We start from the raw sequence: 14,096 nt of genomic DNA, 5'->3' as shown, positions 1-14,096 counted from the left end.
CCTAGTGGGGGTAACGTCTGGTCGTGAGCATCGCCAGGATCTGTTCGCGCGCCGCCTGTCATAAGCCGGCTGTGTCGACGCTCACGTATGTGTACGCCGATTCCACCTGTGTGCTCGGCCCGTTGGCGACGTACGCCGAACCGCACTGCTACGACCTGTGCGCCGACCACGCCGACCGGCTGACCGCTCCGAACGGCTGGGAAGTGATCCGGCTGGCTCCGGACCCGGCCGCGGCCGGACCGTCGTCGGACGACCTGGAGGCGTTGGCGAACGCGGTCCGCGAGGCGGCCCGCCCGCTGCCACGGCAGGAGCCGGGCGCCGGCACTCCGGGCGCGCCGGTCGAGGTGGCCCGCCGAGGACACCTGCGCATGCTGCAGGACCCCGGCGCGAACACCTCCGAAGGCTGAGCTACCTCAGCGCAGCGCGCACATCCGGCTGGGCCCCGAGCTGCGCCCGGAACACCAACGACGTGTTCAGCGGCCAGGCAGCCACCTGAGCGACGTCATCCTCGGCCGGCTTGGCCGCCGGCATCAGCGTGACACCCGCCACCACTGTGCCGCGGGTCTGCTCGACCATCAGGTACGTCGGACGCGGCTGAGCCTTGAGCGAGATCGGACTCGTCGCACCGGCGATCACGTCGAGGGCCCGCGTGTCCAGCATCCGCCCGGCCGCGTCGCGCAACTCGAACTTCACACTGCCGGTCTTACCGGGCGCAGTCACCTGCAGGGTCGCGGGCTGCTGGTGTGCCGGCAGCACCAGGTACGCCGGCCCGGTCAGCGCCTCGGCGGACCCGATCGACGCGAAGTCGTCCCCGCTCGCGTCCACCATCCGCAGGGAGGCTGTCACCGGCTGGTCCGACGTCAACGTGATGGCACTCGGATCGCCGTGCAGCACCGGGTCGAGCTTGAACGTCTTCACCGACCCGGCCGGGATCTGCACGGTCTCCAGGCCGGCCGGCTTGAACGGCCCGTTCGGCCCGTGCACGGTCAGGCTGGCGCTGGCCTGCAGGTCGGACGGGTTCGCCACCGACAGGATCCGCAGTCCGGCGCCGGGGGCGGCGGCAGGCACGAACACCTTGTTCGCCGGCGGTGCCGACGGATTCAGCCAGTCCACACCGGCGGGCTTGGTGCCGTTGGTCGCGTTGGACCGCAATGCGGGCGCCACCCGGCCGCCGGTGGACTCCACGTGCAGCGCGATGTCGCGCAGGTTGCGCGCGATCAGGTTGAGGTAGAGCTCCGACGTACCCCGCGCCGGTACGACGATGCCGCGGGCCTGCGGCAGATCCTGAGGACCGCTGCGTGCGTAGACGGTGACGTTGACCTCGGCGTTGATGCTGTCGAGGTTCGTCAGCACCAGCACGTCCCGCCGATCGCCGGCCCCGGACGCGCCGACGAACCAGAAGTCCGAGCCGGGCAACTGGCACGGCGTACTCGCCATGCCCTGGTTCACGCCTTCGATCGAGGTCGTCGTACTGGTACCGACGGTGCCGGCCGCGAGCGGGCCGACGCCGCGGATCAGCAGCGGCGCGGGTTTGATGGCCGGTGTGCTCGAGCCGATCTTGCCGCGCACCAGCAACGACCCGGTCGGGTCGGCGGTTTCCGGCAGCGGCGCGATGGTCAGCGGGGTCTCGTTGCCCTCGGCGGTCGGCGTACCTTCGGGCAGCGTGGGCGACACCGCGTTGACCACGCTCGACACCTTGCCGCCACTGGCCAGGGCCGGGCAGGACAGCGCCGTACGGTTCACGACGACGCGGGTGGGCTCGTCCACGCCTTCCGCCCGGGTCACCGGGTCCTTGGCCTGCGTGACAATGCCCAGTCCGGCAGCGGCAGCCATCGCCAGCACACAGGCACCGAGCCGGATCCGGGCGTCCGAGAGCAGTCGCCTCATCGGTCCCTCCTCGCGTGGGTGCCGTGCGGGACCGCGACGGTACGGCGGACGGTCGGCAGACAGAAGATCAGCGCGATGATCCAGACGATCAGGCCGAGCACGCGCCACAGGCTGTGGGTCACGTCGACGATTGGCGAGGTGCCCTTGTTGCCGGACCGGTCGACCAGCCAGGCCGCGTCACCGTCGGCCGCACTCGCCCTGGTCAAGCCTGGCAGCGAGTCGAGTGTCGCCTGCAGCGTCGGGTCGACCGGCGCGGGCAGGTAGACGTAGTCGATCGCCAGTCCGGCCAACTGCCGGCCCTCCTCACCTGTCCCGCCACCGCCGAGCGTCGACAGCACATCGGTGATCGGCTTGGTCTGCTCGGGCTTCGGCGCGGCCTCCAGCGAACCCATCCGCGGACCGCCGTCCTTGACCAGCGAGTACCGCATCGGAGTACTCGGGTCCTTCCGCACCACCAGGATCGACGCGTCCTCCGGCGGACCCTGCGCGGACATCAGGTACGCCGGGAGGTCCTGCGCGGTGCCACGCCACAGCGGACCGTCGGCACCCCGCACCATCCAGAACCCGGCGGTCACGATCGTCGTCACCAGCACGATCCCGAGCACGCCCTGCACGATGAGCTCACTGGACTTGCCGACCGAGTCCCAGGCGACCGTCACCGCGATGATCCAGCCCGCGGTCATCAGGAACATCAGCGGCCCACTGCCACCACCCAGCCGGCTGGCAATCAGTGTCGCGGCCAGACCGGCGAGTGCGGCGAACCACCCGAGCAGCTCGTAGCGCTGCCGTGACTCACGCAGCAGGCTGACCAACGCCACCACGATCAGCGGTACGACGAGCCACCAAGGAGTCGGCGCACCGATCGGCGTACCGGTCAGCAAGTGCGGAAGGCTGTCACCCGGACCGATGGCGGCAGTGGGCGGTCCGCCCGCTTCCTGTCCGAGTCGCGACGGGTGCAGTACCAACTGGATCGTCCACGGCAACACGAGCAGCAGACCCAGCACGACGGAGAACACGAGCTGGCGCCCCTGTCGACGCCACCCCAGTCCGAGCACTCCGCCGATGACCAGCGTGACGCTGACCAGCAGACCGAGAGCCGGCGTGAACGCGAACAGCACGGCCTGGCAGATCCCCGCGAACCACGCGGCCCGCCAACTGCCCTGGATGATCACGCGACGCCGTCGAGCGACCGTGTGCACGGCAGCACCGAGCAACGGCAGCACAATCGCCGCCACACACGTCCCGATCCGCCCCTGCGTTACGGCGCCGTTCGCAAAGACAGCCAGCCCGTACGCCGTCGCACCCCAAGCCCGGGCCACCCGGTCGACGACGAACGCACGCAGCAGAACCCACGCGGCCAGACCGGCCAACGGAACAGCACCGAGCAGCAGCAGGTTCGTCGCACCGGACGGACCGAACATCACTGTGGAGAAGGCCCAGAACTGGCCGAGCCAAGCAGGAGGTGTCACACCCGGCGGAGCAGCAGCGGCCGCATCCCAGAGCGCGCCAAGGCTCTCGTGCGGAGGCAGCAGGAGATTGGATCGCAGCACACCGCTACCGATCAGGCTGCGGGCCGCGACGAACGCACCGATCGCGAGGAAGACCCAGGCGATCAGGAAGGGCCGGCGAATCAGTTGCCGACGCCAACGAGGCTGGTCGACGGCAACGCGCGCCGTGGACTTCGCCCGGCGTGCGGTCGTGACGACCTGCTCCTCCGGCTCGTCCGCCCAGGCTTCGCGGATCCGCTCGGAGATCGTGCTGGTCGTCTCCTCCAGGTTGTGCCGCAAGGCGTGCACGGACCGGGAGAACAGTCCCTTGATGTCGTCGTACGGGACTCGATCGATGTTGCGGCGGTCCTTGCGGGCCTGGGTCCAGCCGCCGGCGAGCAACGTGCCGAGCAATGCGGTCCACTCGTCCACAGCACCGGACGGCGTCTTGCCGATGAGGAACCAGACCGAGCGCAGGATCGTGCCGAGCAGGAAGCGCAGGATCAGCAGTGGCAGCAGCTTGCCGGGTGCGTTGGCCAGGACTGTGTAGTACGCGTGCGAGCGGTCGAGCTGGTATGCGTGCCGCCGGGTGCCGGCCAGCGCGCGCTCACCGGTCGCGGCGGCCTGCGCGTGGTAGACGACCGCGTCGGGTGCGACGCCGACCCGGAAACCCGCGCGGCTGGCCCGCCAGCCGAAGTCGAGGTCGTCGCGGAACATCGGGAGCCGCGGGTCGAACCCGTGCAGCGCGTCCCAGACGTCGCGGCGGACCAGCATGCCGGCCGAGCTGACCGACAGCACGTTCCGCAACTGGTCGTGCTGGCCCTGGTCGAGCTCACCGGTCTCGATCCCGGTGTCGCGGCGACCGCCGAGCGAGGTGCTGACTCCGACCTCGAGCAGTTCACGGTCCCGCGGCCACAGCCGCAGCTTCGGACCCCAGACCCCGGTGTCCGGCGACATCGTGGCCTGGAGCAACAACTTCTCCAAAGCCTTCGGGGCCGGTGCGCAGTCGTCGTGCAGCAGCCACAGCCACTCGACCACCGGCATGTGACCGTCGTCGCCGTACGGTCCGACCGACGACGGGATCGGGGCGAAGCCGACCGCCTCGAGACCGCGGGCGACCGCCGTACCGAAACCGGTGCGGGCGGACACACTGACCACGGGCTCGACCCCGGGCATCGCGGCGAGCAGTTCGGCCGTCTCGTCGGTGGAGCCGGTGTCGACCGCGATCAGCCGGTCCGGGCGTGGGTTGAGCGCCCACAGCGCCTCGGACAGCCGGGGCAGCCAGGCAGCACCCTCGTGCCCGACCACCACCGCGGTGACGACATGCCGGACCCGCGGCCGACCCATCGGGTCGTCGGTGTGGTCGGTCGGGTAGTCGACGGAGTCGAAGAACTCCCAGCCGGCCGGAGCTTCTTGTTCCATGCGGAGCAGTAACACCTTTGAGGGGAAGGGACGGCCTTCAGCCACGACCAAGGTCGCGGCGAGGACTCACCATACAGCCGCGACCCAGAGCTACGCCTCGCTCACCCCGCCAGCCCGACCACCCCGGCCCCGGCAACCCCACCACCGCGGACTCCGGCGCGGCTCCGGCCCCCGGACAGCAGCATGCCCCGGCGACGAATGTCGAGCCGGGGCCTCCGCTGGTGATTCTTCTCTGGTTGTGCTCCTCGATGCCGATCGCGGCGGGGTGGCAGGGCACCACCACCGAACGATCAGCCGGGCCTCAGACGGCCTTTTTCTTCAGCTTGCGGCGCTCCCGCTCGGACAGACCGCCCCAGATGCCGAAGCGTTCGTCGTTCTGCAGTGCGTACTCGAGGCACTCGCCCCGCACGTCACAGCCGAGGCAGACCTTCTTCGCCTCGCGGGTGGATCCGCCCTTCTCCGGGAAGAAAGCCTCCGGGTCGGTCTGGGCACACAGTGCCCGTTCCTGCCAGTTCGGCTCCTCCTCGATCGCCTCACCGTCGACAATCGCCATCAGCTCTGTCACGGTACGACCTCCTCGACCCTGTTCGTTCCCCTGTACATGTGGGTTTGCGGTCCACATGCCTGACCTCGTCCGTCCTGCGCTCTGCAACGGTCCCCGATACCGAGTGTCCAACGAACGACACGGTTGAAATTACATTCCTGCAATCCACGAAAGTCAAGCCGTGGTCTGCTATTGGCATCATCCGCAACACGGCTGCAAAAGAAGGAGAGGCCTGCGTACACAGGCCTCTCGCTTCCATGTGGTACCCCGCGAACCGGTGGAAAAATGTTTACCCCACAGGTTCGGTAAGGGCTTGCTGCCTTGTCAGGCAGGCGAATCGCCACCGTTCGCCGCGCCGGGCGGCGTGATCAGGCAGGTGCCGGATCAGGACGGCTGCGACCACCAGCCCTGCTGACCCTGGCCCTGCTGCTGCCCCGGCTCGTCCTTGTCGGACTCGGAAACCCGCGGATCCACGCGGGTTTCGTCGGCCGCCTCGGATGCGGGCTGCGCCTCCGGCTGGGCGGCCGGCTCGGCGGCCGGAGTCTCCTCGGCGGCCGGCCAGGCCTGCTCGCCCGGCTGCCAGGCCGGCTGAGCTTCCGGCTGCGCCTGCTCCGGCTGGGCCGACCAGGGCTGGGCCTCCGGCGTCTGCTCCGGCTGGGCCTGCTCCGGCTGCTGCACGGGCCATTCCTGCTGCGGGTAGTCCTGGCCGCCCCACTGCTGCTGACCGGCCTCGCCGCCGCCCCACTGCTGCTGCTCCTGCGGCCACTGCTGGCCCTGCTCCTGGCCGGACCACTGCTGCTGGCCTTCGGCGCTCCACGCCTGGGTCGGCTCGGCGTGCTGGCCCTCAGGGGACCACGCCTGCTCGCCGCCGGCCTGCTGAGCCTCGGCCTCACCGGCCGACCAGTTCTGCTGCTCGCCCTGGTTCCAGCCCTGCTCCTGCGGCCACTGCTGGTCGCCCTGCGCAGCGGCGTAGCCACCGGCCGCACCGGCGGCCGCGCCACCAGCCGCGGCTGCGCCATAGCCGCCGTACTGGCCCTGGCCCTGGCCCTGCTCCTGGCCGTACTGCCCGTACTGGCCCTGCTGCTGGCCATAGCCGCCCTGCTGCTGCCCGTACGGCGCCTGCTGGCCGTACTGCTGCTGGCCGCCGTACTGCTGGCCCTGCGGGGCGAACTGACCCTGCTTCGGCGCGCGAACCGGCGCCGGCAGAGCCTGGAAGGTCTTGAGGATGTAGAGCCCGGCGGCGCCGTACAGCGCGAGACCACCGAGGGCATAGATGAAACCGACGATCTTCAGACCGGCGGTGCTGGTCTCGGCGAACCCGGCGAACGCCGTGATCAGGCCGAGCAGCACGACCACGCCGGTGATGACCAGCGAGGCGAGGGTGACGATCCGCGCGTTGGGCGTGCGTTCGCCGAGTTCGTTCACCAGCCAGACCGAGCCGACCAGCGAGAGAAGGATCACCAGCGCGGCGAGTCCGGGCGGAGTGAGCGTGCCCTGCACGCCTCCGGCGGCTGCCGTGAAGCCGGCACCGCCGACGAACAGGCGAATCAGCGAAGCCAGCGCCATCAGGCCGGCGAAAGCGAGCAGGATGTACGCGACCGGCTCTCTGAGCTTCTTGGTTGCGTCGGTGACCACGAGGGCTCCTCGGGATGTTGGGGGCCGTACAACAGCTGTGCGGTTTGGTTATGACCCACCGCAGCATAGTCGTGCGGTGGTCCGCCACATTGACGACTCGTGCAGACTCTTCCCATGCGATTGACAGTGCTCGCCGGTGGCATCGGCGGATCCACCTTCCTGCGCGGGCTGCTCAGGGCCCGGCCGGACGCCGAGATCACCGTGGTGGGGAACACCGCGGACGACATCACCCTGTTCGGGCTGCGGGTGTGTCCGGATCTCGACACGGTGATGTACACCTTGGGCGGCGGCATCTCGGCCGAGCGCGGCTGGGGCCGGGAGGACGAGACCTGGGTGATCAAGGAGGAGCTCGCCGCGTACGGCGTGGAGCCGACCTGGTTCGGTCTCGGCGACCGCGACGTGGCCACCCATCTGGTCCGGACCCAGATGCTCGACGCCGGCTACGGGCTGACCGCGGTCACCGAGGCGCTGTGCGCGCGCTGGAAGCTGCCGGTGCGACTGCTCCCGATGAGCGACGACCGGGTCGAGACGCACGTGGTGGTCGACGACCCGGACAAGCCCGGCCGGCGCAAGGCGATCCACTTCCAGGAGTACTGGGTCCGCTGGCACGCCGAGATCCAGGCGCACCAGGTCGTCGCGGTCGGCCAGGACAAGGCCAAGCCCGCGCCCGGCGTACTGGACGCGATCGCGGACTGCGACGCGCTGATCCTGCCGCCGTCGAACCCGGTCGTCTCGATCGGCACCATCCTGGGCGTTCCGGGGATCCGCGAGGCGGTCCGGGAGACCGCCGCGCCGGTCATCGGCCTGTCGCCGATCATCGGCTCCGGTCCGGTCCGCGGCATGGCCGACAAGGTGCTGGCCACCGTCGGGGTGGCCTCGACCGCCTCGGCCGTGGCCCGGTACTACGGCTCGCGCGCGTCTGGCGGCGTACTGGACGGCTGGCTGATCGACACCTCGGACTACGCCCAGCAGGATTCGATCGCCGGCGCCGGAATTCACGTCCAGGCCGTGCCGTTGTGGATGACGGACGAGACCAAGACCGCCGCGATGGCCGATGCGGCGCTGAACCTCGCGGAGGCAGTCCGGCGATGAGGAAGCACCTGGAGATCTACCCGGTCACCGGCCTGCCCGAGGTCGCCGCCGGCGCCGACCTGGCGGCCCTGATCGGCGACGAGGCCGACCTGCGCGACGGCGACGTCGTCTCGGTCACGTCGAAGATCGTCAGCAAGGCCGAGGGACGGTTGACCACCGGGACCCGCCAGGAGGCGATCGACGCCGAGCTCGTCCGGGTCGTCGCCCAGCGCGGCGAGACCCGCATCGTGCAGACCCGGCACGGCCTGGTGATGGCGGCCGCCGGCACCGACACGTCCAACACCGCGCCCGGCACGGTCCTGCTGCTCCCGATCGACCCCGATCTGTCCGCACGAGCTCTGCGGACCGCGTTGAAGGAGCGGTACGACGTCAACGTCGGCGTCGTCATCACCGACACCCTCGGCCGCCCGTGGCGCAACGGGCAGACCGACCTCGCCATCGGCGCCGCCGGGGTCCGGGTGGTGGAAGACCTTCGCGGTACGACGGACAGCCACGGCAACGTCCTCGCGGTGACCGAGCCGGCGCTGGCCGACGAGATCGCGAGCGCGAGTGAGTTGGTCAAGGGCAAGGCCGACGGCGTGCCGGTCGCCGTACTCCGGGGGCTGCAGGACGTCGTACTGCCGGTCGGGGAGCACGGGCCGGGCGCGCGGGCGCTGGTGCGGGACGCGTCGTCGGACATGTTCAGCCTGGGGACGCGGGAGGCCGCGCGAGCCGCCGTACTCGACCGGCAGTCTCCGGCCGGCCCGCGCGAGGTGGATCCGTCGCTGTGGGACGGGCTGCTGGACGAGGTCGAGGACATCCACGTCGAGCTGCTTGACAACGCTGTCACGGTCTTCGGGGACGAACCTGTCGCGGTCGGCGTGATCGCCGAGCGGCTCGCCGTACTGCTGCACGCGGAGGGATACGGCGTCGACGTACGGACCGGACCGGGCAGTGAGGCCACGGTCACGTTCGGCTCACGGTCGAAGTAGTTTTCTAGGCAACCTCTCAGGGTCGATGCGTACACTGCATCCGCATGGCGGCGCCTTGGCCGCCCCGATCCGGGAAGACCAACACTGTGGGTAAAGCGTCGTCGCAGAAGCAGTCGCGCCGCGAGATGATCGAGAAGATGCAGCGGGACCAGGCGAGGGCCGACCGCAACCGGACGCTCTTCATCGTGGTCGCGTCGATCGTGGTCGGGCTGGCCATCATCGCCTACCCGGCGATCCGGCTGATCCAGGACTCCCGGACCAAGAACCAGGCGATCACCGAGCTCGGCGTCGCCGCCGGATCCGCCTCCTGCGACAAGGTCATCGACGACCCCGCCTCCGGCACCCAGGACCACAAGCCCGACGGTGAGGTCATCGCCTACCCGGTGTCGCCGCCGTCGTCCGGCCCGCACTACGCCGTCTGGGCGCCGTTCGGGAAGAAGTTCTACACCGTCGACGACCGGCCCGCGGTGCCGAACCTGGTGCACAACCTCGAGCACGGCTACACGATCCTGTGGTACCGCGACACCCTGGCCAAGGACCAGATCGACCTGATCGAGAAGATCTCCAAGGCGAAGCTGCCGGACAGCTCGACCGGCAAGTTCATCGCGGCCCCCTTCAAGGAGTCCGAGGGCAAGCCCTGGCCCGAAGGCAAGAACGTCGCCTTCTCCCACTGGAGCGGTAACGCCGCCGGCGGCACCACCGCCTTCGGCCACCGCCAGTTCTGCGGCTCCGTCAGCGGCGAGGCCCTCCAGCAGTTCATGGACAAATACCCCGCCTCCGACGCCCAAGAACCCAACGGCGGCTGACCCCACCACCTGACCACCGCTGAACACCGCCGCCGAAAGGACACCGCCTTCGGCGGCGGCTGTCTTTGTGCTGCCTTCGGCAGGTCACCCAATGTGGACCCAGGTCGACGCGACCGGCGAGTGAACTCACACCAGAACCCACAGCGGACACCGCCTCCGGCGGCTCTTCTTCCGGCCGCCTCCGGCGGCACCCGCCCGGCCTCGACCTCCGTTGCCGTGATCGGCGAGTGAGCTGCATCGGCGACCGCAGCAGACCCCCGGACTGCCACACCGATCCCACCCAAACAGCTCGCCAGCGCCGCAGTCGCTGGGCGTTCGCCGTACTGAGGTCACTGGGGCGTTCGCCGTACTGAGGGCGTGAGTTCTGCCTGCACCAGACACCGCCTTCGGCGACGCCGGCTCTCTTTGGCCACCCAGCCGTGACACGCCTGATCCGTTGGGCCAATCCGCCGCACACGAGACCTGCTCGGAGCACCCAGTCATGGACTCTCGCTCACAAATCGGCACGCCCTCAACCAAAGTCCGCGCACTCGGTGCGGACGCCGGCTTGAAGGCATCTCCACCGTTGCGTTTGCTGCGTTTGTTGCGGATAATTCGTTTGAGATCGCTGATGAGCACCAGCGATCCACAGGAGGAGAAGCTATGGGCACCCCAGAGTTTTCAGCCGTACGGCCGGATGCCGCCGAGGCCGTGACAGCGGACGTTGCGATGCGTCGCGTCCAGCGCTACCTGGCCAGCCACGCTGAGGAGCGTGATATTCGGGTGGTTGTGGGCGGGGACCCAGACAACACCCTTGCTCTTCCGCGGAGTGCTGTAGAGCTTTTGGCGCGCATCCTCGCACACATGGCGGCTGGCCAAGCAGTGTCGGTTGTTCCTGCTCACGCAGAGCTGACGACACAGCAGGCAGCTGATCTGCTGAACGTTTCCAGACCATTTCTCATCGGCCTGCTGGACGCGGGCGAGATCGGATACCGCAAGGTCGGGAAGCATCGTCGAGTGCGCGCTGACTCACTGATGGACTACAAGCGCAGGGACGATCACGCACGCCGCGAAGCTGCCGACGAGCTCACCGATCTCAACCGGGAGATGGGGCTGTACTGACGTGCCGGTCATCGTCATCTACGACGCAAACGTTCTCTACCCAACAGCCTGCGCGACCTCCTGATCCGGGTCGCGCAGGCTGGTCTGGTCCAGGCGAGGTGGACCGATCAGATCCTCGATGAGACGTTCCGCAATCTCACCAGCAATCGGCCCGACCTCGATCCGATCAAGCTCGGCCGGACCCGGGAGCTGATGAACAGGGCGATTCGAGATGTCCTCATCACTGGCTACGAACCGCTGATCGACGTCCTGGACCTTCCCGATCCCGATGACCGGCACGTGCTCGCCGCGGCCATCAAGGGCAATGCACAGCTGATCGTCACAGAGAACACGAAGGACTTCCCCGAGGACAAACTGTCGGCGTGGAACGTGGCAGCTCAGACCGCTGACGAGTTCGTGCTCGACTTGATCGACCTGAACCGGCAGGCGGTCTATGCGCAGGTTCAACGGATGGCCGACAGCTTCCAGAACCCTCCGAGCACACTCGATGATGTACTCAACTCGCTCGAACAGGTCGGAGTTCTCGGCAGCGTTGCGGCCCTCCCGGCCTGACGCCTAGAAGCCTCGGTCCGGCAACGGTGCAACATCCCGCCGCCAGGGCTCCCGCGCCCCGTCGCCCGGCCAGACAACAACTACCTCCCAATGCCGCGAGCGGTGGGAGCGAGTTGTTTGACGTTACTCACTGCTTGCACGCATTTCGGTGCCTGCGCACCAGCCTCGCGGAGGCGTCCACATCCCGTTCGCCGATCGCTCGTCGCGGTTGGCCATCGAGCCCTCCGCCGGAGGCGTGTCCGGTCGCGTAGCAGCCCCTCGTCAGGTGTCCGCAGTTGGTCCGCCGATCACCTGCACGCCGCTACCAGGCCGCGCGACCCCGCCGGAGGCGGTGTCCTTTGGGCGGTTAGATGTAGCGCTCGGCGTGGTCTTCTTGGACTTGGGCTACCAGGTCTTTGACGCGTTCGCCGTCGGCGAGTGGGCAGACCATGGTGACGTCCTGAGTGTGGACGATGATGTGGCTGCGGAGGCCGACGGCAGCGATCAGGTGGTCGGGGTCGTCGGTGACGATGATGTTGTCGTGGGAGTCGAGCAGGCAGCTCAGCGTGGTGCCGTCCGTGCGGTTGCCGCAGGCATCGACGCCGTACGTGCCGGCCAGCGCGGCCCACGAGCCGACGTCCAGCCAGTGCACCGGCATCGGTACGACGACCACGTCGGCGTCGACCTTGCCCTGGGAGGCCGGCTCCATCACCGCGTAGTCGACGCTGATCTTGCGCAGGTTCGGGTAGATCTCGGCCAGCGTGGCGTCACGCTCCGGGGTGTCCCAGACCGACGCGACCTGGCGCAGTTGCGAGGCGGACTCGGGCAGCAGCTCGTCGAGGACGCTGAGCACGGTCTCGGCCCGCCAGACGAACATGCCGGAGTTCCACCAGAACCGCCCGGTGGCCAGGTACTCCTCGGCGGTGGCGCGGTCCGGCTTCTCCCGGAACCGGTCGACGACGTACGCCTTGGTCCTCTCGATGGCCTCGCCGCGTTCGATGTAGCCGAGGCCGGTGTGCGGATGGGTCGGCTCGATCCCGAACGTCACCAGCGACCGGGCCCGCTGCTCGACCACGTCGAAACCGCTCTCGATCGCGGCCCGGAACTCGTCTTCCGGGCTGATCAGGTGATCCGACCCGACGAACGCCACCACGGCGTCGGGGTCGTTGCGGGCCACCACGGCGGACGCGAGGCCGACCGCGTTCGCGGTGTCGCGGCGGGCGGGCTCACCGATGATGTTGTGCTCGCCGAGCTCCGGCAGCTCCTTGCGGACCACCTCGGTGTACGCACCGACCGTGCATACGTAGATGTTCTCCGGCTCGACCAGGCCGCGCAGCCGGTTGTACGCCACCCGCAGCAGCGACTGCCCGGCCGCCAGCGGTAGCACCTGCTTGGGCCTGTCGTCCCTCGACATCGGCCACAGCCGCGTCCCCGAACCTCCGGCCAGGATCACCACGTTTCGCATGAGGAGAGACCTTACCGGGCGTCGTCAGGTGGCGAGGAGAGCTGGGCGGCGTCGGAAGGGACGTCGTCGGGGGGTGGGGGCAGGCGGAGGTGGGACAGGTCTGCGGGGACGGGGGTGGTTGGGCGCCAGAAGGCGTCGGATTCGCCGTCCTGGGCGGTTGCGGGGGCGTCGGTCAGGCGGAAGCGATCGCGCAGCCGGCCGTAGAAATCCGTCGGGCGCAGCCGCACCAGGCGCAGCCGTCGGGGCGCGCCGTACACGCCGATCCAGTCGCCGGGGTCGAGCACCCCACGCAACTGCCCGTCAATGCTGACCGCGGCCTGTCCCGAGTGCGGCAGCACGCGCAGCCCGATCGACTCGTCGGGCGCCGCCACAACGGAACGGTTGAAAGTCATGTGCGGTGCGACCGGGGTGAACACGATCGCCTCGGTGTTCGGCGACAGGATCGGTCCACCGGCCGCGAAACTGTACGCCGTCGAGCCGGTCGGCGTCGCCACGATCACCGCATCCGCCGAGTACGACGCCAGCAACCGCCCGGACAGGTACACACCAAGCGCCACCTGGTGATCCCGAGCCAGCTTCTCCAGTACGACGTCGTTCAACGCCGTCACGTCCAGCGCAACACCCCACCCGTCACCCTCGGTGCTCTCCGCCCGGACAGCCGGTGGCGGCAGCGAAGGCCCGTGTCCGTACCGCAGTAGCGACTCGATCCCGGCCGGAATCTCCAACGGACGGGACGCCCGCATGGTCAGCGTCATCCGCTCCTCGAAGCTGGCCCCACCGTGGTGCACCGCCTCGAGCGCCGCCTCCACGTCGCTGCAGGCGACCTCGGTCAGGAAGCCGACCTTGCCGAGGTCCACCCCGAGGACGGCGGCGTTGTTCTTGGCCGCGATCCGGGCGCCGCGCAGGAACGTCCCGTCACCGCCCAGCGTCACGACCAGATCCGGGTCGCCGGCGTGATGCAGCTCGTCCATGCCGCCGCGCCGGTCCTCATGCGCCTTCCAGACGTCGATATCGGTGCACCCGATCCCGTGCCGGTCCGCCCACTCCCGCACGGTCCCGGCCGTCTGCACGGCGAGCGGACGCCCCTCGTGAACTACTAGCCCAAGCCGGCGTACAGGCACGACAGTCCTCCTCCGGACGGTTACTGCCTCAAAG

Annotated in this window: 12 protein-coding genes; 6 read left to right on the top strand and 6 right to left on the bottom strand. The window is 69.2% G+C overall.

What is annotated here, in order from left to right; all coding sequences use genetic code 11:
• The first annotated feature begins 23 nt into the window (after window positions 1–23).
• Window positions 24–407, top strand: coding sequence for a DUF3499 domain-containing protein (locus ACGFIF_RS14020; RefSeq protein ID WP_393154639.1), 384 nt, complete (start codon window positions 24–26; stop codon window positions 405–407).
• A 1-nt stretch (window position 408) separates the two neighbouring features.
• On the opposite strand, the gene ACGFIF_RS14015 is transcribed toward ACGFIF_RS14020, so the two are convergent.
• From ACGFIF_RS14015 to ACGFIF_RS14000, 4 genes are all read right to left on the bottom strand, one after another.
• On the bottom strand, window positions 409–1,887 hold the full coding sequence (locus ACGFIF_RS14015) for a DUF5719 family protein (RefSeq protein WP_393154638.1): 1,479 nt from the start codon (window positions 1,885–1,887) through the stop codon (window positions 409–411).
• Window positions 1,884–4,796, bottom strand: a complete 2,913-nt coding sequence (locus ACGFIF_RS14010; protein WP_393154637.1) for a glycosyltransferase — start codon at window positions 4,794–4,796, stop codon at window positions 1,884–1,886. The genes ACGFIF_RS14015 and ACGFIF_RS14010 overlap by 4 nt, the downstream gene beginning before the upstream one ends.
• Window positions 4,797–5,097: 301 nt before the next feature.
• Window positions 5,098–5,349, bottom strand: coding sequence for a WhiB family transcriptional regulator (locus tag ACGFIF_RS14005; protein WP_020389877.1), 252 nt, complete (start codon window positions 5,347–5,349; stop codon window positions 5,098–5,100).
• 375 nt (window positions 5,350–5,724) lie between these two features.
• Window positions 5,725–6,975, bottom strand: a complete 1,251-nt coding sequence (locus ACGFIF_RS14000; RefSeq protein WP_393154636.1) for a hypothetical protein — start codon at window positions 6,973–6,975, stop codon at window positions 5,725–5,727.
• Window positions 6,976–7,089: 114 nt separating this feature from the next.
• Here ACGFIF_RS14000 and cofD point away from each other — a divergent pair, with 114 nt between their 5' ends.
• The 5 genes from cofD (at window position 7,090) to ACGFIF_RS13975 (ending at window position 11,497) form a co-directional block, all read left to right on the top strand.
• Window positions 7,090–8,067, top strand: coding sequence for a 2-phospho-L-lactate transferase (gene cofD / locus ACGFIF_RS13995; RefSeq protein ID WP_393154635.1), 978 nt, complete (start codon window positions 7,090–7,092; stop codon window positions 8,065–8,067).
• The gene (locus ACGFIF_RS13990) at window positions 8,064–9,038 is read left to right on the top strand and encodes a coenzyme F420-0:L-glutamate ligase (RefSeq protein ID WP_393154634.1); all 975 of its coding nucleotides are present in this window, start codon (window positions 8,064–8,066) and stop codon (window positions 9,036–9,038) included. The genes cofD and ACGFIF_RS13990 overlap by 4 nt, the downstream gene beginning before the upstream one ends.
• A gap of 44 nt (window positions 9,039–9,082) precedes the next feature.
• Entirely contained in the window at window positions 9,083–9,844 is a 762-nt protein-coding gene (locus ACGFIF_RS13985; protein WP_393154633.1) for a DUF3105 domain-containing protein, read from the top strand.
• A gap of 642 nt (window positions 9,845–10,486) precedes the next feature.
• Complete coding sequence (locus tag ACGFIF_RS13980) at window positions 10,487–10,945, top strand: helix-turn-helix domain-containing protein (RefSeq protein ID WP_393154632.1); 459 nt, start codon at window positions 10,487–10,489, stop codon at window positions 10,943–10,945.
• Window positions 10,946–10,993: 48 nt separating this feature from the next.
• The gene (locus ACGFIF_RS13975; RefSeq protein ID WP_393155470.1) at window positions 10,994–11,497 is read left to right on the top strand and encodes a PIN domain-containing protein; all 504 of its coding nucleotides are present in this window, start codon (window positions 10,994–10,996) and stop codon (window positions 11,495–11,497) included.
• A 346-nt stretch (window positions 11,498–11,843) separates the two neighbouring features.
• On the opposite strand, the gene ACGFIF_RS13970 is transcribed toward ACGFIF_RS13975, so the two are convergent.
• Together ACGFIF_RS13970 and ACGFIF_RS13965 are read right to left on the bottom strand one after the other, a co-directional pair.
• Window positions 11,844–12,941: a mannose-1-phosphate guanylyltransferase gene (locus tag ACGFIF_RS13970; protein WP_393154631.1), complete on the bottom strand. Its 1,098-nt coding sequence runs from the start codon at window positions 12,939–12,941 to the stop codon at window positions 11,844–11,846.
• A gap of 11 nt (window positions 12,942–12,952) precedes the next feature.
• Window positions 12,953–14,062: an NAD(+)/NADH kinase gene (locus ACGFIF_RS13965; protein ID WP_393154630.1), complete on the bottom strand. Its 1,110-nt coding sequence runs from the start codon at window positions 14,060–14,062 to the stop codon at window positions 12,953–12,955.
• Window positions 14,063–14,096 lie beyond the last annotated feature (34 nt).

The sequence above is a fragment of the Kribbella sp. NPDC049174 genome, assembly GCF_043197365.1.
GTDB lineage: Bacteria > Actinomycetota > Actinomycetes > Propionibacteriales > Kribbellaceae > Kribbella.
The sequence above is the reverse complement of the archived record's forward strand: the minus strand, read 5'-3'. Positions and strand labels throughout refer to the sequence as shown.

Excerpts from the sequence above, each read along its gene's own strand:
- ACGFIF_RS13985 (WP_393154633.1), top strand. The coding sequence starts at position 9,083 with ATGGCGGCGCCTTGGCCGCCCCGATCCGGGAAGACCAACACTGTGGGT.
- ACGFIF_RS14015 (WP_393154638.1), bottom strand. The coding sequence starts at position 1,887 with ATGAGGCGACTGCTCTCGGACGCCCGGATCCGGCTCGGTGCCTGTGTG.
- ACGFIF_RS13980 (WP_393154632.1), top strand. The coding sequence starts at position 10,487 with ATGGGCACCCCAGAGTTTTCAGCCGTACGGCCGGATGCCGCCGAGGCC.
- cofD (WP_393154635.1), top strand. The coding sequence starts at position 7,090 with ATGCGATTGACAGTGCTCGCCGGTGGCATCGGCGGATCCACCTTCCTG.
- ACGFIF_RS14005 (WP_020389877.1), bottom strand. The coding sequence starts at position 5,349 with ATGGCGATTGTCGACGGTGAGGCGATCGAGGAGGAGCCGAACTGGCAG.
- ACGFIF_RS13970 (WP_393154631.1), bottom strand. The coding sequence starts at position 12,941 with ATGCGAAACGTGGTGATCCTGGCCGGAGGTTCGGGGACGCGGCTGTGG.
- ACGFIF_RS14010 (WP_393154637.1), bottom strand. The coding sequence starts at position 4,796 with ATGGAACAAGAAGCTCCGGCCGGCTGGGAGTTCTTCGACTCCGTCGAC.
- ACGFIF_RS13990 (WP_393154634.1), top strand. The coding sequence starts at position 8,064 with ATGAGGAAGCACCTGGAGATCTACCCGGTCACCGGCCTGCCCGAGGTC.